The 23,389-nt window shown below is 68.1% G+C and carries 17 protein-coding genes and 3 tRNA genes; 14 read left to right on the top strand and 6 right to left on the bottom strand.

Annotation, left to right across the window (positions count from 1 at the left end):
* The first annotated feature begins 34 nt into the window (after nucleotides 1–34).
* Both dnaG and ACFWM2_RS23915 read left to right on the top strand, forming a co-directional pair.
* Nucleotides 35–1,936 (top strand): DNA primase, encoded by a 1,902-nt coding sequence (gene dnaG, locus ACFWM2_RS23920; RefSeq protein WP_383283362.1) that lies wholly within the window; start codon nucleotides 35–37, stop codon nucleotides 1,934–1,936.
* 226 nt (nucleotides 1,937–2,162) lie between these two features.
* The gene (locus ACFWM2_RS23915; protein ID WP_383283359.1) at nucleotides 2,163–3,518 is read left to right on the top strand and encodes an RNA polymerase sigma factor; all 1,356 of its coding nucleotides are present in this window, start codon (nucleotides 2,163–2,165) and stop codon (nucleotides 3,516–3,518) included.
* Nucleotides 3,519–3,629: 111 nt separating this feature from the next.
* Here ACFWM2_RS23915 and ACFWM2_RS23910 read toward each other — a convergent pair whose 3' ends face one another.
* The 4 genes from ACFWM2_RS23910 to ACFWM2_RS23895 form a co-directional block, all read right to left on the bottom strand.
* Nucleotides 3,630–5,558, bottom strand: a complete 1,929-nt coding sequence (locus ACFWM2_RS23910; protein ID WP_383283356.1) for an ABC transporter ATP-binding protein — start codon at nucleotides 5,556–5,558, stop codon at nucleotides 3,630–3,632.
* The gene (locus ACFWM2_RS23905; protein ID WP_383283353.1) at nucleotides 5,558–7,291 is read right to left on the bottom strand and encodes an ABC transporter ATP-binding protein; all 1,734 of its coding nucleotides are present in this window, start codon (nucleotides 7,289–7,291) and stop codon (nucleotides 5,558–5,560) included. Before ACFWM2_RS23905 ends, ACFWM2_RS23910 begins: the two co-directional genes overlap by 1 nt.
* Before the next feature lie 181 nt (nucleotides 7,292–7,472).
* Nucleotides 7,473–8,927, bottom strand: coding sequence for an FGGY-family carbohydrate kinase (locus ACFWM2_RS23900; RefSeq protein WP_383283350.1), 1,455 nt, complete (start codon nucleotides 8,925–8,927; stop codon nucleotides 7,473–7,475).
* An 86-nt stretch (nucleotides 8,928–9,013) separates the two neighbouring features.
* Entirely contained in the window at nucleotides 9,014–9,319 is a 306-nt protein-coding gene (locus ACFWM2_RS23895; RefSeq protein ID WP_383283347.1) for a YtxH domain-containing protein, read from the bottom strand.
* A 146-nt stretch (nucleotides 9,320–9,465) separates the two neighbouring features.
* Between ACFWM2_RS23895 and ACFWM2_RS23890 the strand changes: the two genes are divergently transcribed.
* From ACFWM2_RS23890 to ACFWM2_RS23860, 7 genes are all read left to right on the top strand, one after another.
* Nucleotides 9,466–9,538, top strand: a tRNA-Asn gene (locus ACFWM2_RS23890).
* Nucleotides 9,539–9,543: 5 nt separating this feature from the next.
* A tRNA-Asn gene (locus ACFWM2_RS23885) sits at nucleotides 9,544–9,616 on the top strand.
* Nucleotides 9,617–9,783: 167 nt separating this feature from the next.
* Nucleotides 9,784–9,860, top strand: a tRNA-Ile gene (locus tag ACFWM2_RS23880).
* A gap of 773 nt (nucleotides 9,861–10,633) precedes the next feature.
* Complete coding sequence (locus tag ACFWM2_RS23875) at nucleotides 10,634–15,610, top strand: polymorphic toxin type 27 domain-containing protein (protein ID WP_383283344.1); 4,977 nt, start codon at nucleotides 10,634–10,636, stop codon at nucleotides 15,608–15,610.
* Between the two features lie 34 nt (nucleotides 15,611–15,644).
* Nucleotides 15,645–16,052 carry a hypothetical protein gene (locus ACFWM2_RS23870; RefSeq protein ID WP_383283342.1) on the top strand — a complete coding sequence of 136 codons (408 nt, stop codon included), beginning with the start codon at nucleotides 15,645–15,647 and terminating at the stop codon, nucleotides 16,050–16,052.
* A gap of 1,273 nt (nucleotides 16,053–17,325) precedes the next feature.
* Nucleotides 17,326–17,559 (top strand): type II toxin-antitoxin system VapB family antitoxin, encoded by a 234-nt coding sequence (locus ACFWM2_RS23865; protein WP_030606313.1) that lies wholly within the window; start codon nucleotides 17,326–17,328, stop codon nucleotides 17,557–17,559.
* Nucleotides 17,556–17,963 (top strand): PIN domain nuclease, encoded by a 408-nt coding sequence (locus ACFWM2_RS23860; RefSeq protein WP_383283339.1) that lies wholly within the window; start codon nucleotides 17,556–17,558, stop codon nucleotides 17,961–17,963. The genes ACFWM2_RS23865 and ACFWM2_RS23860 overlap by 4 nt, the downstream gene beginning before the upstream one ends.
* A 562-nt stretch (nucleotides 17,964–18,525) precedes the next feature.
* Here ACFWM2_RS23860 and ACFWM2_RS23855 read toward each other — a convergent pair.
* Complete coding sequence (locus ACFWM2_RS23855) at nucleotides 18,526–19,164, bottom strand: hypothetical protein (protein WP_383283336.1); 639 nt, start codon at nucleotides 19,162–19,164, stop codon at nucleotides 18,526–18,528.
* Nucleotides 19,165–19,360: 196 nt separating this feature from the next.
* Between ACFWM2_RS23855 and ACFWM2_RS23850 the strand changes: the two genes are divergently transcribed.
* From ACFWM2_RS23850 to ACFWM2_RS23830, 5 genes are all read left to right on the top strand, one after another.
* The gene (locus ACFWM2_RS23850) at nucleotides 19,361–19,681 is read left to right on the top strand and encodes a hypothetical protein (RefSeq protein WP_383283333.1); all 321 of its coding nucleotides are present in this window, start codon (nucleotides 19,361–19,363) and stop codon (nucleotides 19,679–19,681) included.
* Nucleotides 19,678–20,154: an SMI1/KNR4 family protein gene (locus tag ACFWM2_RS23845; protein ID WP_383283330.1), complete on the top strand. Its 477-nt coding sequence runs from the start codon at nucleotides 19,678–19,680 to the stop codon at nucleotides 20,152–20,154. Before ACFWM2_RS23850 ends, ACFWM2_RS23845 begins: the two co-directional genes overlap by 4 nt.
* Before the next feature lie 134 nt (nucleotides 20,155–20,288).
* Nucleotides 20,289–20,510: a polymorphic toxin type 27 domain-containing protein gene (locus tag ACFWM2_RS23840; RefSeq protein WP_383283736.1), complete on the top strand. Its 222-nt coding sequence runs from the start codon at nucleotides 20,289–20,291 to the stop codon at nucleotides 20,508–20,510.
* 34 nt (nucleotides 20,511–20,544) lie between these two features.
* A complete protein-coding gene (locus tag ACFWM2_RS23835; protein ID WP_383283328.1) occupies nucleotides 20,545–20,952 on the top strand; it encodes a hypothetical protein in 408 nt (135 codons plus the stop codon).
* 635 nt (nucleotides 20,953–21,587) lie between these two features.
* Nucleotides 21,588–22,289, top strand: coding sequence for a response regulator transcription factor (locus tag ACFWM2_RS23830; protein WP_383283325.1), 702 nt, complete (start codon nucleotides 21,588–21,590; stop codon nucleotides 22,287–22,289).
* Nucleotides 22,290–22,355: 66 nt separating this feature from the next.
* On the opposite strand, the gene ACFWM2_RS23825 is transcribed toward ACFWM2_RS23830, so the two are convergent.
* Nucleotides 22,356–23,297: a UbiA prenyltransferase family protein gene (locus tag ACFWM2_RS23825; RefSeq protein WP_383283322.1), complete on the bottom strand. Its 942-nt coding sequence runs from the start codon at nucleotides 23,295–23,297 to the stop codon at nucleotides 22,356–22,358.
* Between the last annotated feature and the right edge of the window lie 92 nt (nucleotides 23,298–23,389).

Below are 23,389 nucleotides of genomic sequence, written 5' to 3'. Positions count from 1 at the left end.
CAGGAGTGTCAGTGAGTCGCCGTAGACTCTCCCCGTGGCAGGACGGATCAACGACGAGGACGTGAAGGCTGTTCGGGACGCGGTCTCGATCGACGCCGTGGTGTCCGAGTACCTCCAGCTGCGCAGCGCGGGCGGCGGCAATCTGAAGGGCCTGTGCCCCTTCCACGACGAGAAGTCACCGTCCTTCCAGGTCAGCCCGAGCAAGGGACTGTTCCACTGCTTCGGCTGCCAGGAAGGCGGCGACACCATCACGTTCGTGATGAAGGTCGACCACCTCACGTTCTCGGAGGCGGTCGAGCGCCTGGCCGGCCAGGCGGGCATCACCCTGCGGTACGAGGAGGGCGGGTACAACCCCTCCAACCAGCGCGGCGAGCGCATCCGCCTGGTCGAGGCGCACAAGGCGGCCGCACAGTTCTACATCGAGCAGCTCGACACCAGCTCCGAGGCGGACACGGGCCGCAAGTTCCTGGCCGAGCGCGGCTTCGACCAGGCCGCCGCCGCCCACTTCGGCGTGGGCTACAGCCCCCAGGGCTGGGACCACCTCACCCGCTATCTGCGCGGCAAGGGCTTCAGCGACAAGGAGCTGGTCCTCTCCGGGCTCTCCCAGGAGGGCCGGCGCGGCCCCATCGACCGCTTCCGGGGCCGCCTCATGTGGCCGATCCGGGACATCGGCGGCGACGTCGTCGGCTTCGGCGCGCGAAAGCTCTACGACTCCGACAACGGCCCGAAGTATCTGAACACGCCCGACACGGCGCTCTACCGCAAGTCCCAGGTCCTGTACGGCATCGACCTCGCCAAGAAGGACATCGCCAAGGCCAGCCGCGCGGTCGTCGTCGAGGGCTACACGGACGTCATGGCCTGCCACCTGGCCGGCATCACCACCGCCATCGCCACCTGCGGCACCGCCTTCGGCAGCGACCACATCAAGATCCTCCGCCGCCTCCTCATGGACAACGGCTCGGCGCGGGTGATCTTCACCTTCGACGGTGACGCGGCCGGCCAGAAGGCGGCCCTGCGCGCCTTCGAGGACGACCAGAAGTTCGCCGCCGAGACCTACATCGCGGTCGCCCCGGACGGCATGGACCCCTGCGAGCTGCGCCTTGCCAAGGGCGACGAAGCGGTCGCCGACCTGGTCGAACCCCGCACCCCGCTCTTCGAGTTCGCGCTCCGCCAGATCGTCCTGCGCTACGACCTGGAGACCCCCGCGGGCCGCGCCGCCGCGCTCGACGAGGCCGCCCCGGTCGTCGCCCGCATCAAGAACAGCGGCGCGCAGCACGAGGTCGCGGTCCAGCTCGCGGGCATGCTCGGCATCCTCGACACCCAGTTCGTGGTCAAGCGGGTGGCCCAGCTGGCCCGTTGGTCCCGCGATCGCGGCGGCAAGGGCCCTGCCCCCGCCTCCCAGCGCCCCCAGCAGGCGTACGCGGCGGCCCAGGCACCGACCGGCGGCCCCGCGCTCACCCTCCGCAACCCGGTGTTCGCCACCGAGCGCGAGCTCCTCAAACTCGCCCTTCAGCGACCGGAGTTGGTCTCCCCGGCCTTCGACGCGTACGGGCTCGACGAGTTCACCGCCCAGCCGTACGCGGCCGTGCGCCAGGCGATCATGGACGCGGGCGGCGCCGAGTTCGGCGTCCAGGACCCCCAGGAGTATCTGGTCCGGGTCCGTGACGCCGCCCCGGACAACACGGTCCGCGCCATGGTCACGGAGCTGGCCGTCGAGGCCATCCTGCGCAGAACCGTCGACGAGACCTATGCGGGCGACCAGCTCGTCATGGTCCGCCGGCGCGCCGTCGACCGCCGCATCCGCGACGTCCAGGGGGCGCTGACCCGCGCGAGCACGCAGGGCGACCCGGCCCATCTGGCCGCCGTACAGAACGAGTTGTGGGTGCTCCAGCAGTACGGGCAGGCGCTGCGGGAGCGGGGCGCGGCCGCGCTCTGACGGCGCGGGCCCCGGGACCCGGCGCCGGCCGCGGCCGCCTCCGCTCGCCGTCGGGCGGCGCCGTGCGCCCGGCACAGGCATCCGTCACGTGCGACTTTCGCCCCGTTCGGGGCGCCCCGGACTGCGTACTCGTCCGGCAGGGTAACCATGCGGTCACGGACCGGACGCAAAAAGTCACCGCACGCCCCTCGTGGCGGCGATGTGTCGTACTCCACACTGGGTTCCGGTGCCTGAGTCCTCGGAGCGCGGCCGACCCGTACGCGACGGGTCCCCCATCCCCGCGGTTCCGCCAAACGACTACGGGATGGTCAGCGGCAAGGCCGTCGACCCCATCCCCGACGTATCGCTGCCGCATGCCTCAGCAGCGACATTCCTGGAGGTCGCCCCCGTGCAGACCCAGACCCTCACACAGACCGACAACACCACGGACACGGACGCGGAAACCGGCGTCGTCGCGGCGGTCCCTCCGCAGAGCCGTGCCACGCACCACCCCGAGGCGGACCCGCAGAGCCCGGCCGAACCGGACGAGCCACCCGGCGAGGCCGCCGTGCCCGACGACACCGAACCGGAAGCCGAGGCCGAGCCGGAAGCCGAGCCCGAGACCGAGCCCGAGGTCGTCGAACCCGAGCCCGTCACCACGCCCCGCAGCCGTGCCGCGGCCGACACCAGCGGCCCCTCCTCCGACCTGTTCCGCCAGTACCTGCGCGAGATCGGCCGCATCCCCCTGCTCACCGCCGCCGAGGAGGTCGATCTCGCGCGCCGCGTCGAGGCAGGCCTCTTCGCCGAGGAGAAGCTGCGACTCGCCCGCGACCTGGACAGCCAGCTCGCGCTCGACCTGGACAAGCTCGTCGTGATGGGCCGGATGGCCAAGCGCCGGCTGATCGAGGCGAACCTGCGGCTCGTCGTGTCCGTCGCCAAGCGGTACGTCGGCCGCGGACTGACCATGCTCGACCTCGTCCAGGAAGGAAACCTGGGCCTGATCAGGGCGGTTGAGAAGTTCGACTACGCCCGCGGGTACAAGTTCTCGACCTACGCCACCTGGTGGATCCGCCAGGCCATGTCCCGCGCGCTGGCCGACCAGGCCCGCACCATCCGGGTCCCCGTCCACGTGGTCGAGCTGATCAACCGGGTCGTCCGGGTCCAGCGGCGCATGCTCCAGGAGCGGGGTTACGAGCCGACCCCCGACGAGGTCGCCGCCCACCTCGACCTGCCCGGCGAGCGGGTCAGCGAAGTCCTGCGGCTGGCCCAGGAACCGGTGTCGCTGCACGCGCCGGTGGGCGAGGAGGACGACGTGGCGCTCGGCGACCTGATCGAGGACGGCGACGCGACCAGTCCCGTCGAGTCCGCCGCCTTCCTGCTGCTCCGTGAGCATCTGGAGGCGGTCCTGTCCACGCTCGGCGAGCGCGAGCGCAAGGTCGTCCAGCTTCGTTACGGCCTGGCCGACGGCCGGCCCCGCACCCTGGAGGAGATCGGCCGCATCTTCGGCGTCACCCGCGAACGCATCCGCCAGATCGAGTCCAAGACCCTCAACAAACTGCGGGACCACGCCTTCGCGGACCAGCTGCGGGGATACCTGGACTGAGGACCCGCACCCGGAGGGGCTGAAAATCAGCCCCTCCGGCGTTTGAGGAGCGGGGGTCCGGGGGCTGGCCCCGGTACGGGACGGGCAGGGGCGGCGGGGCGAAAGAAGCCCTCAGTCCACCTCGGCCACCGCCTGCGCGAACTGGGCCTGATAGAGCCGCGCATACGCGCCCTCCGCGGAGAGCAGCTCCGCATGCGCCCCCTGCTCGACGATGGCCCCGTTCTCCATCACCAGGATGGTGTCCGCGTCCCGGATCGTGGAGAGCCGGTGCGCGATCACGAACGACGTACGCCCGTGCGCGAGCTTCGCCATCGCCTTCTGGATGAGCACCTCCGTACGGGTGTCGACCGAACTCGTCGCCTCGTCGAGCACGAGGATCACCGGATCGGACAGGAACGCCCGAGCGATCGTGATGAGCTGCTTCTCGCCGGCGCTCACCCCCGACCCCTCGTCGTCGATGACGGTGTCGTACCCCTCGGGCAGCGTGCGCACGAACCGGTCCGCGTGGGCCGCCCGCGCCGCCTCCTCGATCTCCCCCCGGGTCACGTCCCGGGAGGCGCCGTACGCGATGTTCTCCGCGATCGTGCCGCCGAACAGCCAGGTGTCCTGGAGCACCATGCCGATCTGGGCCCGGAGTTCGTCCCGGGACATCCTCGCGACGTCGACCCCGTCGAGCGTGATCCGCCCGCCGGTGACCTCGTAGAACCGCATCAGCAGATTGACCAGCGTGGTCTTGCCTGCCCCCGTCGGCCCGACGATCGCGACCGTGTGACCGGGCTCGACCTTCAGCGAGAGGTCCTCGATGAGCGGCTTGTCGGGGTCGTAGCGGAAGGACACGTTCTCCAGCGCCACCCGTCCGTGCACCTCCGCCGGGTGCTCGGCCGAGACCGGGTCGGCGCCCTGCTCCTCCGCGTCGAGGAGTTCGAAGATCCGCTCGGCGGAGGCGACCCCGGACTGCACCAGGTTGGCCATCGACGCGACCTGTGTCAGCGGCATCGAGAACTGCCGCGAGTACTGGATGAAGGCCTGGACGTCACCGATCGAGAGGGAGCCCGACGCGACCCGCAGGCCGCCCACGACCGCCACCAGCACATAGTTCAGGTTCGAGACGAACATCATCAGCGGCTGCATGATCCCGCTGTTGAACTGCGCCTTGAACCCGGCCTCGTACAGCTTCTCGTTCTCCTCGGCGAACTGCGCGGCCGACTCCTCCTGCCGCCCGAACACCTTCACCAGGGTGTGCCCGGTGTACATCTCCTCGATGTGCGCGTTGAGCTTGCCGGTGGTCCGCCACTGCTGCACGAAGTGCGGCTGCGAGCGCTTGCCGACGCGCGTGGCGATGACGAAGGACAGCGGCACGGTGATCAGCGCGACCAGCGCCAGCAGCGGCGAGACCCAGAACATCATCGCGAGGACGCCGATGATGGTCAGCAGCGAGTTGATGAGCTGGCCCATCGACTGCTGGAGGGTCTGCCCGATGTTGTCGATGTCGTTGGTGGCGCGGCTGAGCACCTCACCGCGCTGCCGCTTGTCGAAGTACGACAGCGGAAGCCGCGAGAGCTTCGCCTGGATGTCCGCGCGCATCCGGTAGACGGTCATGTTGACCGCCCGGTTCACCAGCCGCGTCGCGACCGCCATCAGCAGGCCGGCCAGCACGAACACCAGGAGCGCGAGCCCCAGCACCTCGCCGACCGCGTTGAAGTCGATGCCCTCGCCGGGCGTGAAGTCCGTGCCGGAGAGCATGTCGGCCATGCCGCCGTCACCGCGCTCCCGCATGGACGCCAGCACCTCGGCCTTGGTGGCGCCCGCGGGCATCTCCCGCCCGATGATGCCCGAGAAGACCAGGTCGGTCGCCCGCCCGAGGATCTTCGGACCGACCACCGACAGGCCCACGCTCAGGACCACGGCGAACAGCATCGCGAACATCGTGGCCCGCTCGGGCTTGAACTGTGCGAGGAGCCGTTTGCCGGACCCCTTGAAATCCATCGAGCGCTGGTCGGGGCCGCCCCCGGCCACCATCCGCCCCATAGGCCCGGCCATCAGGCAGCCTCCGCTTCCGTGAGCTGGGAGAGAACGATCTCCCGGTAGGTCTCGTTGTCCGCCATGAGCTCGTGATGCCGTCCGGTGCCCACCACCCGGCCCTCGTCGAGGACCACGATCCGGTCGGCCTCCCGGATGGTCGACACCCGCTGCGCCACGATGACGACGGTGGCCTCGGCGGTCTCCTCGGCCAGCGCGGCCCGCAGCGCCGCGTCCGTCGCGTAGTCGAGGGCGGAGAAGGAGTCGTCGAAGAGGTAGATCTCCGGCCGCTGCACCAGGGTGCGGGCGATCGCGAGCCGCTGCCGCTGACCACCGGAGACGTTGGTGCCGCCCTGCGCGATGGGGGAGTCGAGGCCGTTCTCCAGCCCCTCCACGAAGCCCCTGGCCTGCGCCACCTCCAGCGCGTGCCACAGCTCGTCGTCGGTCGCGTCCGGATTGCCGTACCGGAGGTTGGTGGCCACGGTGCCCGCGAAGAGGTACGGCTTCTGCGGCACCAGCCCCACGGTCCTGGCCAGCAGTTGCGGCTCGACGGTGCCCACGTCCACACCGTCGACGAGCACGGTGCCCTCCGTGGCGTCGAACAGCCTGGGGACGAGCCCGAGCAGCGTGGACTTGCCGCTGCCGGTGGACCCGATCACGGCGGTCACCTCGCCCGGCCGCGCCACCAGGGAGACGGCCCTGAGCACCGGCTCCTCGGCGCCCGGGTAGCGGAACCCGGCCCCCTGGATCTCCAGGTGCCCGTGCCGCCGCAGCTCCACCACCGGCGCGATCGGCGGCACGACACTGCTCTCCGTCGCCAGGATCTCCTCGATGCGCTCGGCGCAGACCTCCGCGCGCGGCACCATCATGAACATGAAGGTGGCCATCATCACGGACATCACGATCTGCATCAGATAGGCGAGGAACGCCGTCAGATCGCCGATCTGCATGCCGCCGCTGTCGATGCGGTGCGCACCGAACCAGACCACGGCGATCGACGACAGGTTCACGACGGTCATGACGATCGGGAACATCAGGGCCAGCAGCCGGCCGGTGCCCAGGGACACCTCGGTGAGGTCGGCGTTCGCCTTCTCGAACCGGTCCCTCTCGTAGCCGTCCCGTACGAAGGCGCGGATCACGCGGTTACCGGTGATCTGCTCGCGCAGCACCCGGTTCACGGTGTCCAGACGCACCTGCATGGTGCGGAACAGCGGCCGCAGCCGCCGCACGATCAGCGTCACGCAGATGCCGAGCACCGGCACCACGGCGACGAGCACGCCGGACAGCGGCACATCCAGTCCGAGCGCCATGACGATGCCGCCCACACACATGATCGGTGCCGACGCCATCAGGGTGAACGCCATCAGCGTGAGCATCTGCACCTGCTGGACGTCATTGGTGGTGCGGGTGATCAGCGAGGGCGCACCGAAGTGGCCGACCTCTCGGGCGGAGAAGGACTGCACCCGGTCGAAGACGCCGGCCCGGATGTCGCGGCCGACCGCCGACGCCGTACGGGCGCCGAAGTAGACCGCCCCGATGTTGCAGACCACCTGGACCAGCGAGATCCCGATCATCAGGGCCCCGAAGGACAGGATGTAGCCCGTGTCCCCCTTCACGACACCGTTGTCAATGATGTGCGCGTTGAGGGTGGGCAGGTAGAGCGTGGCGCAGGTCTGGAGGAACTGCAGCAGCAGCAGCAGGGCGATGGGCTTCTTGTACGGACTGAGATAGGTACGCAGGAGTCGTATGAGCACGCGGGGTCTCTCGGAGTCGTCGACGGGGGTTGGGTGGTGCACCACCCCCCTATCGTCGGTCACTACCCCCGCGTTACCTCAACTGATTAACCCAACAGCGGTCAAAGGACGGACGGGATCTCGGTCCACGGGTCGCCGGACGTCCGACCTGAGGCGTACGCCCCGGCGCCCCGACCGGGGGTTATGCCCGGAACGCCCCTGGATGCGTCTGTTCCCGTACGGACACGTACTGCTGCCGTACCGCCTGTCCCACGGCCAGGTCCTCGCCGGGCTCCAGCAGCTGCGCGGCCGCGCCCTGCCATACGGGTGGCAGCCGCGGGTCGAGTGCACCCTGCGAGACCCCGAGCGCCCAGGCCGCCTGCCGGGCCGCGCCGATCGCCGCGTAGTCCGCGGGCTGCGGCACCACGACCTGCGCCCCGAACAGCGCCGGGGCCGCCGCCTGGACGGCGGTCAGCTCGGCGGCCGCCCCCAGCAGGAAGACCCGCTGCACCTCGACACCCCGGCCGCGCAGCACGTCCAGCGCGTCCGCGAGCCCGCACAGCATGCCCTCGAACGCGGCCCGTGCCAGGTGCTCGGGCCGCATCGACTCCCGGCGCAGCCCGGCCAGCGTCCCCGCCGTGTGCGGCAGATTCGGCGTCCGCTCGCCCTCCAGATACGGCAGCATGACCAGCCCGTGGGAACCCGGCGTCGACTTCATCGCCAGGTCGGACAGGCTCTCCAGATCGGGCAGCCCCAGCAGGTCGACGGCGCCGCGCAGGGCCCGTACGGCATTGAGGGTGGTGACGACCGGCAGATGCATGCCGGTCGCGTCCGCGAGAGAGGTGATCATCCCGGAGGAGTCGATCAGCGCCTCGGGGTGTACGGCCATCACGGACCCGGAGGCCCCCAGGGACACGACCGCGTCCCCGAGCCCGATGCCCAGTCCGAAGGCCGCCGCCATGGTCTCGCCGGTCCCGGCGGAGATCAGCAGGCCCTCGGGGGTGGTCCCCGCGGCGTCGGACGGCCCGAGCACGTCGGGCAGCATCGCCTGGTGGCCGAGCGCGAGCTCGACCAGATCCGGCCGATAAGCGCCTGTCGCCGCCGACCAGTAACCGGTACCGGAGGCCCCGCCCCGGTCCGTGGTCCGTCTCACCGGCCGCCCGAGCAGCTGCCACACCAGCCAGTCGTGCGCCTGGAGCAGCACGCCGGTACGCAGCGCGACCTCGGGTTCCGTCTTGGCCAGCCAGCGCAGCTTGGTCACCGGATGGGCCGCCTGGGGTACGCACCCCACGGCCTGGGCCCAGGCCTCACGGCCGCCGAGCGAGTCGATCAGATCCGCCGCCGCGACCTGCGCCCGCTTGTCACCGCCGACCAGCGCGGGGCGCACCGTATTGCCCTGGGTGTCCACCGGGACCAGCGCGTTCTGCTGCGCGGAGACGCCGATGGCCTGCACGCCTTCGAGCAGCCCGCCGCCCGCCGCCTCGCCCAGGGACAGCAGCCAGGCCTGCGGATCGACGTCGGAAGGACGGCTGCCACCCTCGGCACCGTCGACCGGGTGCGGCGCATAGCCCTGCCTCAGCACGGCGCCCGTGTCCGTGTCGCAGACGACGATACGAGTGAAATCGGGCGAACTGTCCAACCCGGCGACTATCCCCATGGTGCAAATTCTGCCGTACGAAGGGGGGTGAGCGCGCAGGGCCGTCGGCGGACGGATGCCCGCCGACGGCCCTCAGCCGGGTGAATTCAGGTGTTCGTGGTGCCCCAGTCGTCCCCGCCGCCGGTGCCGGTGTTGCGCTCCCGCAGGGATCGCACCCGGTCGGCCACGGAGTCGGGGACACGGTCACCGACCTTCTCGGTCACCACGTGGTAGGCCTTGCCGGCGAATTCCCGCCCCTGCTGGGCCGCGGACTCGGCGGTGTTGCGCACCGCCGGGTTCTGGGCGACCTGCCGGGCGGTCTTCCTCAACTGCTCGTAGCGCTCGCGCCCGGCCCTTGTGCCGAGCACGTAACCCAGAGCCAGTCCGGCGACGAACGTGAGCCGGTAGCGCATGGCAGCCACCCTTCCCTTGCGATCGGCATCGGTGCGGGGGGAACCGATTGGCGGAGCACCCCCCTGCTTGCGCTAATGTATGTGTCGCAGCGAGCGCACGCCCCCTGGCGAATACCCAGGTAGGTACGTTCGATGCAACGAAGCGATCCCCTGTAGCTCAATTGGCAGAGCAGCCGGCTGTTAACCGGCAGGTTACTGGTTCGAGTCCAGTCGGGGGAGCTCGATCTCCTGTAGCTCAATTGGCAGAGCAGCCGGCTGTTAACCGGCAGGTTACTGGTTCGAGTCCAGTCGGGAGAGCAGCGGAAGAGGACCCCTCAGGGGTCCTTTTTCATGTCCGCCGGAACCGCGCGCGCCGCGCCGAAGTCCTCATGGTCATGCGTTGCCGACCATCCGAAGCAGGAGATCGTATGAGCGGCTATGCTGCGGCAGACGGCGCGCACAAATGTGCGCGACGCGCCGTAGATGGGGCGGTAGCTCAGCCGGTTAGAGCAGCGGACTCATAATCCGTCGGCCGTGGGTTCGAGTCCCACCCGCCCCACCATGCATACCTTCTGAGCTGCGGAAACGTTCCTCGTGGGGTGTTGGGGCGTCAACTTCCACTCCATGGACGGAACCACCTGCTCGCGGCTTTGGGGTCCGGCGGTGCGCGGGGGAGCCCTGGCCACTCTGGCTGCGGTGGAACGAGTGATCAAGGTTGTCGCTTGCCGTCCCGGCGACCGCCCTGACACTCGGTACCAAGATCCAGGGGCCGCACGGGGGCCGGGGGGGCGTCGGCGTGGCTGCGCCGACTGCGTCCCGGGGCTGCCATCCGTAGCGCGGCAATCGCCTACGGGGAGCGGCGTCGGCCGTCGATCGCTGTCGGAGGTCAGAAGCCGAAGCGTCAGCGGGTATCCGGCGAAGACGCGGAAGCCAGGGCGGCCGACCCGGATCGAGAACCAGCCATCTTCACGCGGCCTGCACTACTCATGCACATTTCCCGACGGCGCGGGAGTCCCTTGGTTGCGCCGAGGGTCTGCACTCCTTTGCGCCCTCCCAACGGTACGCGCATTCGCGCCACTCCCCCTGTCGCACAGGGAAAGACCACTGTCTGAGATCGCCGAAGCGTGCGCATCATGAACGCGCGCTTGACCGGCACATGACCAACCGGACGGGTGCTCATCAGCCAACGACCGGGGGAACTGTGCCGCCGCGCCACGGGGGCACATCGACGTGCCGCAATGCCTGCACGCCGTGAGTCCCACGGGGCGACCCGCGGCTTCCTTCCCCCTAACAGGGGGTACGCACTTGCGCTCCAGACCGCCGAGATTTCTCGGGATGGGACTGCCGAGACTCGGCTCGCAGGCGAAGTCGAGACGATCCGCCATGACCGCCCGGTTCCTCCCGCCCGTCCTCGCCACCGCACTCCTCGCCGGCATAGTCGGCTCGAGCCCGGTCGGCCCGCCCACCGGGAGAGACGCCACCCCGGCGAGTGACACGTATTCCTGGAACGAGGACACCGCCGCCGAGCAACTGCGGCAAGACCAGTGCCTGATGACCGACGTCCTGCGCCTGGGTGGCACGTCCATGGCCACGACCGCACAGGACGGCCTGAACAAAACGCCGGAGCAGCTGCACGTCCTCGCCAACCGCCAGCATTGGCAGGACACGGCGCTCGCCACGGCGTACGACAAGGACAAGGCCCAGTCGGACCGCGACCTGGACACCATCAACGCTCTCCGGGACGCCTGGCAACAGCCCCTCAGCGGGCTGACCACGCCGGCCGGTTTCACCGAGACCGACTTCCACTGGCCGCCCGGCACCAGCAACGACGGCAAGGAGAGCTTCTACACCCAGACCGGTCTGACCAAGTGGATCTCCGACCGGTTCTGGAAGAGCGAGGGGGACTTCTACCAGGACTCCACTCCGCGGCCCGACGAGGCCACTGTCAAAGCCGTCGACGCCCTGGGCGCCCCGCTCTACAGCGGCTCCCCGGACCCGGGCCTCCCGGCCGACGAATGGAATCGGGCACTCGCCGAGCGCGATGCCTTCACCTGGATGCACGGAACGACCGGGGCGAACGCAGGCGCGGACGACGCCCGGCTCTTCCTGGCGTCCGGCGGGTTCCCCCGTACTGCTCCGAAGCCGGACAGCACGGAGTACCGGATCGCGGTCGAGGACCTCAAGACCCGCTTCGCGTCCTGCGCCTGGCGCGACCCGGTCGACCCGGACAACGTCCTGGGCGGTGTCACCGCCACAGCCGCCTCCGAGTGGCAGCAGGAGATCGCCTCCCAGACCACGCAGCGCAATCAGATCCTGACCGCCAACAAGAACGCCGTCACCGCCCTGACGTCCGGTTCCAAGACGCTGGGCGACCTGCTGGGACAGTCATGGATCGCCGACCGCCTCGCCCGCTGGCAGGACTTCTGGTCGGCAGGCGGAACCGGCACGGTCGGGGACGCGCCGACGGTGATCAAGTTGCACGCCTCGCAGGGGAAATGCCTGGAGACCGAGGGCGGGAAGGCGGCCAGCGGCACGCCCGTCCAGCTCTACACCTGCAACAACTCAGCCGCGCAGCAGTGGCAGGTCCTGACCGACGACAAGGGCGTTCACCTGCGGAACGTGAACTCCCTCAAGTGCATGGACGTTTCGAACGGCGACAGCGCCAACGGCACGAAGATCCAGATCTGGACCTGCAACAGCTCGCCCGCACAGACCTGGGAGTTCAACCTCCGGGCCACCTCGTCCCTGATGAACACCGGCACGCACAAGTGCCTGGACATACACGAGTTCACCAACGGCTACGACTCCTTGCTGTACGCGTGCAATGGCACCGGTCCGCAGCAGTTCGACATTCAGCCGTCCAGCCACACGGGCACCCCTCCGCCGGCTACGCAGTTCACCAAGGCCAAGTCGGGCATCACCTCCGCTCAGACCGCGGCGAAGAACCAGCTCGCGGTGCTCAAGAAGCAGCTTGCCACGGCGCAGGAGGCGGCCACTGCTTCGGACACTGCCGAGCAATCGGCGTACTCGATCGCGGACTCCAATGGCGCGCCGAGGGGTCGCGGACTGCTGGTTGGCCAACAGAAGGCTCAGGTCACCAAGGGTGTGGTCGCCGCGCTTACGGCGATGGTGCAGGCCGGCGAGACCGCCGAGGCCGCCACCCGTGCCTCCGCCGGCGACAGCGAGACCATCGCGCAGCGCGCGCTGGCGCAGGCCGCACAGGCCAAGGCCGAGTTCCGCAAGAAGGCCGCGGAGAAGGCCGAGTCGCAGGCGAAAGCCGCGGCCGACGCCGCGAAGGCGCACCGCGACAACGCCAAGAAGGACAAGGAGACCGCGGAGGCGAAGCTCACCGACGCCCTGACGGCCGAGAGCGACGCGAAGGCGGCCGCCACCGACGCGCACGCCAAGCGCCTGGCCGCCGAGGCCGAGGAAAAGACGGCCAAGGCGGAGAAGGAAACTGCCGCGGCCAAGCAAGCCGAGGCCGCCGAGCACAAAAAGAACGCCAACTCCGAAGCTACGAAGGCCAAGGACGCCAAGGACAAGGCCGAGGCCGACGAGAAGACCGCCGAAAAGAAGCGGGACGACGCGGTCAAGTCCAGTAACAGCGCCAAGGCCAAGCGCGACGACGCCTGGGATGCCGAACAGAAGGCCCAGGCCGAACGCGCCAAGGCCGACGCCAAGGGAGCCTACGCCGACTCCCTGGACTCCGGGGACGCGGCGGATGCCGCACGCGCCGCGGCCAACAAGGCAGACCAGCACGCGGACGACGCCGAAGCGGCCGCCACGAAGGCCCGGTCCGAGGCGGACGCGGCGACGAAGGCCGCAGCCGATGCCGACGCAGCGGCCACCCGAGCCGAAGCAGCCGCCAAGCGCGCGCGTTCCGACTCGGACGCGGCACAGGCCGCGAAGTTGAAGGCCGACGCCGCGGTGAAGACCGCCACCAGCGCCGCGGCGGATGCCATCAAGGCAGCCGCGCACGCCGCCGAAGAGGCGAATACGGCCGTCAAACTGGCCGACGAGGCCGAGTCCCAGGCCAAGACCGCCAAGACCCAGGCGGACAAGGCCCAGCAAGAGGTCGCCAAGGCACTCGTCGCGGCAGCGAAGGCGGCGGGCTTCGCCTACGTCACCGCCCAATCGGCCGTGGACGCAGCCAAGTCCGCCGAACAAATCGCCAAGCCGGCCAACGACGCGATCCAGTTGGGATCCCCCTACGTCACCACGGACTCGGCCGCCGACCTGGTCGTGCTCAGCGGGCAGGCGTCAAAAACGATCGCCGACCAACAGAGGGCCGTCGCCGACGCCCACGCCAAGAACGCCCAGGAGGAGGCCGCCGCCGCCAAGGCGATCGCTGATCAAGCCGCAGGCGACGCGAAGGAGGCCTACAAACACGCGGCCAACGCTGCCGGCTACGCGTCGGACGCCCGCACGTACTCCAAGGAGGCCCTCGGCTACGCGGCCGACGCCGCCACCGCCGCCTCGAAGGCGTCAGCCTCCCTGGCCCGCACGATCGAGTACGACCGCAAGGCCACGGAGGACGCAGCCGCCGCCGCCAAGGCAGCCGGCCGCGCCGAAGGCTACGCCAAGGACGCCCGCGAATCCGCCGACCAGGCAGCCCTCGACGCGGCAGCCGCCCGTACCGCAGCCGAAGAGGCCGAACAAGCTGCGAAGGACGCCCGGACAGCGGCCGACCGCGCCGACGCGGCGGCAACCGAGGCGGAACAGGCGGCGAAGGACGCCGACGCGTACGCCAAGGAAGCCCAAGAGGCGGCCCGGCGAACAGAGACCAAGAACCGCAACGACCAACTCGAGGCCGGCACTGGTGGCGTCGATGGCGTCTTCTACAAGACGCACAAAGAACCCGTCGGTGACCCGGAAATCCTGAACAAGGACAACTGCAACGTCATCGTCCACGTCGGTGACTGCATCATCACCGCGAACATCACTTCCAAGACCTTCGTCGACGTCTACCTGTGTACGGCTACGGACATCCCGGACGTGCAGTCCGGATGCCCCGCTTCCGAAACCCAGTTCCTCGCGAGTCTGGAGCTGAAGCCTCAGACCGAAGAGGTCACCTACACGATCACACAGCAGGAGTTCAACGACGCCGTAGCCAAGGGGTTTATCAAAGCCCTCACCGAAGACTTCACCGGCTGCTGGGACAGGATCACAACAGGTGGCGGCGGAACCCTGGGCAACTGCGGATGGGCCGTCTTCGACATTGCCACCCTGGTCTTCGGCAACGTCGCCATCAAGGCCATCAGGGACGGCGTGACGGCCCTCGATGCCGCCATGAGAACCGGCATCGCCATCGACGAGGCATGGAAGGCCCTGCGCATCGCCGGCGTCAGCGAAGCCGCCATCGCGGGAATCACCTCAAAGCTCGCGCTGACCAAGTGCTTCACGGCCGGCACCAAGGTTGCGACGGAAAACGGTCCCAAATCCATCGAGGACATCGAGGTCGGCGACCGGGTCTGGTCGCAGGACCAGGTCACGGGCAAGAAGTCCTTGCAGCCGGTGTTGAACCTGTTCCACCGGACCGTCGACTCCGTGGTCCGGATCAGAACCGCCGACGGCCAGGTCGAAGCGACCGACTCGCATCGCTTCTGGGTCCGTGAACGGGGCTGGGTCGAGGCCGGCGAACTGCGCGCCGGAGACACCCTTGTGGCGCGGGAAGGCGGCTCCACAAAGGTCCTTGGCACCACGGTCGTCAAGGGATCCGTCGAGGTCTTCAACTTCGAGGTCGCGCGTAACCACACGTATTACGTGTACACGGGGTCGACGCCGGTCCTGGTGCACAACGAGTGCCTCGAAGGAATCGTCAATGAGCTCGTCAAGGACGGCGACCACATCGTTCTGGGGATCAACCCATACTCCGATACGCTGGCCAAAGAGACCCTGGGCGGCACCGGAGGCCTCAGCGGCGCCGGGGCACGGACGTTCAACAACAGGCTTCTCGGCAAGGCAGCCCCCGGTGGCGACGGGCGTCCGATCTGGATGGTGGGCGTCGAGAAGGCTCTGGACAATGAGTCGGTGAAGTTGAGCATCTCGCTGGACGGTATTTCAGGCGCGAAGACCCCGACCGAAGCCCTCAACAAGCTCGTCGAGCGCGGGAAGCCGTTGGTGGGCGGCGACTGGCGGGCGGTGGCCACGCCAGGAAGCAACAACGGCACCGCATGGGAAGTGGCGACGCTGCGTCTCAAGGTGATCCTTGGACGCCGGAACTTCGAAGCCGTCGACTGGTACTTCACCAAGCCGGGTGACAAGGTGCCAAGCCTCGTCAAAGACATGCCGAAGCCGGACTGGGCCCAGTGAACCGAAGACTCCGAGGACAGGAAGAACACAGAGAATGCCGGATTTCGTACGAGAGGGGCGCCTGTTCCGCGTGGTCAGCTTCGCGCCGTCGCACCGGATGCTGCTGCTGCGCAGCGAACCCACCGCGATCGACCAAACGGACACCCGCGTCGAGGTGTACTTCGGGCATGTGGAGCTCATGCTGCTCAAACCCATTTACGAGAAGGGGATCCACGTCCGCCGGGCGTCGGAGGCGGAGTTCGCGGTGCTGAAAGAGCGCCACGACCTCGCCACGGACGATGCGGCCTTTATCTGGATGATCGAAGCGGGCGGGGACAGTTTCGTCCTCTCCGGCGACCCCTCGTGGCGCGAGGCGGACCGCGAGTTCGACGACCCGTCCCTGTTCGACTTCAACCAGCCCTGGCCTCCGGACTTCCCCATGGAGTACGGCAGCATCGGCTGACGCGGACGACGCGCTGAGGGCGCCCCCTGCCACAGGGGGCGCCCTCAGCGCCGTGCACGGCCCTTCACTGGTGAAAGGCGCAATGGACATCACAGGCACCCGCGGAGAAAGGCCCGGGGCCAAGGCCGTGCTTGAGCTCCCCGCGGTGGTCAGCAACGACCAGGCTTGCCTGACGGGTTGGGCACGAGGGCGGTCACGGACCGAAGTGTCTGTGACCGTCGTGGTCCAGGAGGATGCCGTCCGTGTGCAGATGCTTGGTGACGTCGTACTCCCGCCAGGTACGCGCGGCCGAGTCTCAGCCGGAGGCGCTGACGATCCGCCCGTAGAAGTAGCCGCCGCCGAACCGCTCGTCCTGACCCTGGCCTTGTTCTCCGGGTGTGCGGCAAGAACGGCTTCGAAGATCACCCCGATACCGCGGGTCTCGTTACGTGTCGGCGTCGAGGACCGGGACTCGTCCGCTGTCGAAGGATCCATCCCCGGGGCCGACCTGGTGGACGACGGTTACCGAGGTTGCGAGCGCTCCCTCAAGGACACTCAGGGGCCATCGAGGGGCCACAAGGACCGGAACAGATCGACAAGCGCTTCATAGGACTGACATCGATCAGCGCGCCTGACCTGCAGGAACGTCAGGGATCGATGTTGATCGGCAAGGTCCGCCAAGATCCCTAATGGACTCATAATCCGTCGGCCGTGGGTTCGAGTCCCACCCGCCCCACTCTCCGCTACGCGGGAAGAATCGATCTGACCAGCAACTTCGCTGGAGGGTCGAGGGAGTTGGGGGATCTTGGCGGTCATGCTCGATCGTGGGTTCGCTACGTTGAGGCCGAAATTGAGGCCCGTGAATATCCCAGAATCGGACATGCCGAGCCGTGTTGGGATTGACCCCAGGTCCGGTGCCTGTTGAGGGTGCTCCGCACGCAGTGCCTCGGTGGCGATCCTCTGCTGGTTGTCGAGTGGTCGAGCCGTGCTGTTTGGCACCTATTGGCCAACGGCCTGTGCCGGGTGTGCCTGGACCTCGTCCGGTCATCTTCGGTGGGCGACTGCAACCAGGGGATGTCGTTCGGATCAACCCGGGTCCGCGACGCCTGGCACGGCACCTCGCCGCGTTGTCGCATCACCCGAGTACACCCAGTACGCGGGTCATGCTCCGCCTTGCGATGCACCACTCCAGGCGCCGCGGCCTGATCCGGACTGATCCAAACGACAGCCCTACTGGCGTCGAATGTTGGTGATGTATCCTGATGGCATACATCATGGATGCTGGAGGTGCTCGATGTCCGTCACGCAGATTGATCTCGATGACGAAGCGCTCGCCGAGGCCATGCGACTGATGGGTGTCACGACGAAGAAGGAGACGGTCAACGCAGCCCTGCGGGACTACGTGGCACGGATCAAGCGTCTCGATGCTGCCGAAAAGCTGGCCGCGCGCGGTGCGCGTGGCGAGTTCGAGCAGGCCGCGGCGGCGCATGACGCAGGCAAGCGTGCCCGGCGCGAGGCCTTCGAGTGATCACATATCTGCTCGACACCTCCGCCCTGTGGTACTTGTTCCGCACCCCCGGTGCGTTGCCGCCGTGGGAGGGACACATCGCCGCCGGGGTGTTCCACCTCTGCGAGCCGACACGTGCCGAATTTCTCTACTCGGCAAGCAGTCCGTCTCATCGGGACGAGCTCGCGGAGGAGCTGGACGCACTCTGCTTGCTCTCTCCTGTGCCGAAGAGTGCCTGGCGTTGGGTCGACACCGCCCAGTACAAGCTGACCCAGCGGGGCCAGCATCGGGCGGCTGGGGCGATCGATCTGTTGGTGTGTGCGACAGCTGTGCACCATGGGCACACCGTTCTCCACGTGGACAACGACTTCGTGACGGTGGCCGGAGTGCTCAAGGAAGTTCAGCAGCGGGACGTACGAGCCTGATCTTCAGGAGCCGGTTCGCGTTGTCGGCCTGTTGGTCCCTCGATGATCGATGCCCAAGTCACTGCCCCAGAACTGTGAACCTGGTCGGTCCTCTGAGCGCAGCCGTTGCGCCGTCCAGATCCGCGAGCCGTGCGGCAAGGGTGGCCTCCGCGCGAGCCGGGTCGGCAGTGCGGCGTTGAACTTGAGGCCGTTCAGCGCACGCGCGTCCATCCGGAAGGCACAGCTGATCGGCGGCTTCCGAATGACCTTCCTCCATTCCGCGGGCGTCACGTCCTCGCGAAGTCGGATGCAGGAGGGGATCGGCGATCGTGGTGAGTGTGGCGGTCAGGGTGGCGTTGGCCCGGTAGCCGGCCCAGGTCCACCAGCGCACACTGGTGTCGCGCCCGCCCCTTGCGACCACCGTCCCGTCGGGGTGGACCAGTTCCGAACTGCTCTCGCGTGCCTGAGTGAGCGCGGCCTTGGCGCGCCCGGTGAGGGCGACCGGTTGGCCGGCGCCGAGGAGCACTTCCCGTGCCGCGCGCGTCAGTTCGTACGAGGCGGTCCGGCCGGAACCAGTTCCTCCTCAGCGCGCCTTGCCGCCGCCGTCAACCGGTTCGACGAAGCGTCGCCGCCGGGACCAGTCGATGTACGGCACCTGCCAGCTCTGCCCGGCGAGGAGCAGGCGCCGAGGCCCCACCACCTCTTCGGTCAGCAGCGCGGGATTAGTCGTGCCGATCTCGGTGCGGCCAGAGAGCACCGTGAATTCCGGAGCCGCGGTGAACACCGCTGTGAGGTCCATGAAATGCCGGTAACCGTAGCGGCATTCGGCCTCGAGGCCGATGAAGAGCATCCTTCCGTCTTGGTCCAGGAATCCCTCCTTGACCAGGTGGCACACGATCGGCTCGGCCGAGGTTCCGAAGGGACCGAGCCCTCCCCACCGTTCCCGCCACACCCGGTCCCCGGCTCGATGTTCCTGCAAGCAGAGGGCCAGTACTTGTTGGGCGACGATGTGCCGGGGTTCCGCTGGCGCCACCACCGGCTCCACCCAGCCACGTGACCACAGAAGCAGCAGGGCTGTTGCCGCGATCAGTCCGCCCTCGTCGACGGTGATAAACAGGCAGTTGCGGATGGAGCCCGGACGCCGACCCGTACGGCCAAGACGATGGAGGAAAGAAGCCAGGGAGAAGAACACCCGGTGATCGACATTGGCGCCGACGAGCATGCTTCCAGCGATTCCGGTGTGGTCAGCAGTATGTCCGGCCGGTCCCGCAGGATCCTCTTGCGGCGCGGCTGCGACACGTCTCCGTGCCACAGCGCGGCGGTCCGGCCCAGCCAGGAGGTGTGCGTCTCCAGACGCGGCAGCAGGTTGTTCAGCAGCGCCTTAGGCGTCGGTGAGTCCAAGTACCGAGGTGGTACGGGTGACCCGGGCCCTGCGCCGTGTCCCGTCGTCGATCGGCACGCTGAACTCTTCTGGCCCGTTCGCCGCGTACTTCCCGTGCACCCAGCAGCAGCCGGCCCTCGGTGCGAGCCAGCCGGGTGGTGAGCAGCCCGGTGATGACCCGCTGGTCGAGTTCGGGCACGAGGACTCCCGTCAGAGATCACCTTCCGGCAGGCTCAAGCCGTCACCTTCACCGACGGGTACCAAGTCGGGCACCAAGATCCCCAGCGGAATCGACCGGCCTGCGTTCGAGAAGTGGAAGAAAGGCTATTGGCAGAACAGGGCGAAGGACTTCACATGACAAGCGGTCTCAGGACAGCAGAACAGGTGATCAGGCTGGTGCGGGCCAACGAGGACATTGCGCACCACGGCGACGGCTGTCCATCAGGGGTGATCTCCAGGGCGGAGTCTGAGATGGGTCTCTCCTTCCCTCCCTCGTATCGGCGCCTGATCGAGGAGTTCGGGATGTGGGCTGTTCCACCCGTCGAGTTCCCCGGCGTTTACCAGACGCCGGCCGGGGGGGACAAACTGTTGGGCTCTCCTGCCTACACCCTGGAGGACCGCGAGGCGCTGGGACTGCCGCCCCACTTCATGGTCGTGATGCACGACGACGTCTGGGATGTTGTCGTCCTCGACAGCTCTCAGCCGGACCAGGATGGCGAGTACCCGGTTTACGCGTGGAACCCCGGGGTTCTGGAAGGCGGCCTCATGGAGAAGCTCGCGGACAATTTCGGAAAGTTCACGCTCAACGAGTGTCAGCAGCATCTGAGCTGACTCTCCCCCCGAGACCGACCTAAGACGGGGGGCCGCACGCCCGGCGTGCGGCCCCCTGTGCGTGTTTGGTGGTGGCGTTGTATTTCTGCCAGGTGCGCTGCGACGTCGGACAGCACTAATACGGGCCGGTCCCACTGGTCGAGCGCGGGAAACCATTGGTCCGCGGCGACTGGCGGGCAGTGGCCACGCCAGGAAGCAACAACGGCACCGCATGGGAAGTGGCGACGCTGCGTCTCAAGGTGATCCTTGGGCGCCGGGGCTTCGACGCCGTCGACTGGTACTTGTACTTCACCAAGCCGGGTGACCAAGTACCGAGCCGCGTCAAAGACATGCCGAAGCCGGACTGGGCCCCGTGACCCGAAGACCCCGAGGACAGGAAGAACACGGAGAATGCCGGATTTCGTACGAGAGGGACGTCTGTTCCGGGTGGTCAGCTTCGCGCCGTCGCACCGGCAGCTACTGTTGCGCAGCGACGCCCTCGCGATCGACCAAACGGACACTCGCGTCGAGGTGTACTTCGGCCATGTGGACCTCATGCTGCTCAAACCCATTTACGAGAAGGGGATCCACGTCCGCCGGGCGTCGGAGGCGGAGTTCGCGGTACTGAAGGGGCGTCATGACCTCGTCACGGACGATGCGGCCTTCACCTGGATGATCGAACCGTACGGGGACACCTTCGTCCTGTCCGCCGAACCCGCGTGGCGCGAGGCGGCCCGCATGTACGAGGACCCGTCCCTGTTCGACTTCAACCAGCCCTGGCCTCCGGACTTCCCCGTGGAGTTCGGCAGCATCGGATGACACGTTGAGGGGGTGCTTGGTGACGTCGTACTCCCGCCAGGTACGCGCAGCCGTGTCCCAGCCGGAGGCGCTGACGATCCGCCCGTAGAAGTAACCGTTGCCGAACCGCTCGTACTGACCGAAGCCCTGCTCGTCGGGGGTGTGCGGAAAGAACGGCTTCGAAGATCACCCCCGATAGCGCGGGTCTCGTACGTGTCGGCGTCGAATGGGCGGGACTCGCCCGCTGTGCGAAGGGTCCGTCTCCGGGCACGAACTGGGTGGACGAGGACTACGGCGGCACGACGATCCTGGAGCATCTGGTAGCCCCGCCGCCACTGTTGCCCTGCCGAGTAGGGATGCAACGGCCGTCCGCGTCATGACTCAGCGACGAGGACAACTGGTTGGCCCTACACGTCCGAATCGTCGCCGGTCCGATCGGCACCGCGGTCTGGGTCATCCCGGTCCGATGAGGACTCGAGGTAGATCTGACACACAGTCGAACGTCAAGGTTATTCAAAGTCGGGCACACGGCTACGGGCCGCGGGGGCAGGGCGGTTACCCTGCTGGCGGTCGCGATGTCCTGGTCGCCCGCGTGCTGAGGGGTGGCGTCGATCCGTACATCCGGCGCGTTCGATAAGGCTGTAGCAGGGGGGCTCTTGCGTTACCCGACTGCGGCGCAGTTCCTGCGCACCGCGACTCCAAACGTCATCCGCTCCTATGAGACGGCGCTGAGAACAGTCCGCAGTCCCTTGGTGACGCGCAAGGATGCCTGGCCGAAGTGCCGCGACCAGGCGCAGGCGATCGTCGAGGACTGCGTTGCGACGCTGAACGGGGACCAACCGCTGGAGCCGGCCAAAGTCTGGCAGTACTCACACCTCGTGGGAGCCGACCGCGCCAACCAGGGAATCGCAGTGGCCGAGTCGGTCCGCGCGGTGGAGGTCCTGTGGAAAGCCATGCAGCCGACCATCCGCTCCGCTGTGCAGCACGAGGCACCCTCGCGACGGACATCCGCGTTGCTGCTGATCAGTGCCGCGTTCCGCTCCAGTTCCGGAAGCCGACTCTATGCGGGCGCAGTTGGCTACGGCGGAGCCTCCGCCCGGGCGTCCGAGACTCTGCCGATCGAGGACGCAGCAGGGGGCACCTCGGAGACGGCATCAGCGCACGCCGCCTGCGTGGCGTTGTCCAGGCGTGAGAAGGAAGTGCTCGAGAGGGTCGCGAAGGCGATGACCAACAGCCAGATAGCCCGGCAGCTCGGCATAACGACAGCGACCGTGAAGCGGCACCTCAACAACATCTACGGAAAACTGGACGCCGTGTCCCGTATCGACGCCGTCAACAAGGCCTTCGGACGCTACTGACTCGCATCTGTTGAGGAACTTGGAAAACTTCAAGAAGCCCCCTCATCACCGGCACATGGGCGGATGTCACGCAGGCCCGTGCAACACCAGCGCGAGCATCATGATGATGTTCGCCGCGTACTGGGTGCGCATGAACACTCGGTACGCGCTGCGCCTGGTCCTTTTGTCCCCGTCGGCGACCCTGGCCGTGCGGACGATCTGCGCCACCACGCATACTGCTCCGAACGTCAGGGGAACGGTTCCGGCCAGCGTCAGCGGGGCCCAGGTCAGTGCCGCCAGCACCGCGCCGATGCCGACGAACAGCGACCCCGCCACCGCCACCGCGCGGGCTCGGCCGGCGCCGTACCGCACGGCCACGGTGCGGCGCCCGCCGATGGCGTCCCCTTCGACGTCGCCGAGGTCCTTGACGACCGCGCCCACCAGGGCCATCCAGGCGCTCATCGCTGCGGCGAAGACCAGGCCGGCCGGGCTCAGTTCGCCTCCCACGGAGGTGGCACCGGCCGCGAACGAGGTCCATCCGAGACCGAACACCGTCACCGCACAGGTGCTGCTCCAGCGCTTTGCGGGAAACGGCGGTGTCGAATAGAGCCAGCCCAGCAGCAGGAACAGCGCCACCCACACGGTGAGTCCAGGGACGAACAGCGACAGCAGAAGGGACCCCGCGGCCGCGGCCGCGGTGAGGAAAGCGGCTGTCCGCTCCGGCAGATCACCCCGCGCGATCGGACGGGTGGACCCGTTGGCGCGGTCCTCCTTGACGTCCAGCACACCGTTGACCAGGTAGGCGGTCACCACGGCCAGCCACCATGCGAGGACCCCGGCGGCCAACTGCGGTGCGTCCACCGTTTTTTGAGCAAAGAAGGCGGCGCCCACCGCGAACCGCATGAGGAACACGATCTGGACGACAGGCCGGGCCTCGACCAGGCTCAGACGCACGTAGCGGGGCCAGTGGCGCAGCGGGACACCAGGCCGCGACGCAGGGGAGAGAACTCTGCCGGAGGTCACTGTCACGGCGTCAGATTACGAGGATGGTGTCGTCCCGGGCCGCGACTGCATCCAAGGGTGCATGGAGGTCCTCATCCTGATCGCGAGCAACTGCCCCG

The organism is Streptomyces sp. NPDC058371, assembly GCF_042723265.1.
Lineage (GTDB): Bacteria > Actinomycetota > Actinomycetes > Streptomycetales > Streptomycetaceae > Streptomyces.
Note: the sequence above shows the minus strand (reverse complement) of the source record. Positions and strands in the feature narration are given on the sequence as shown.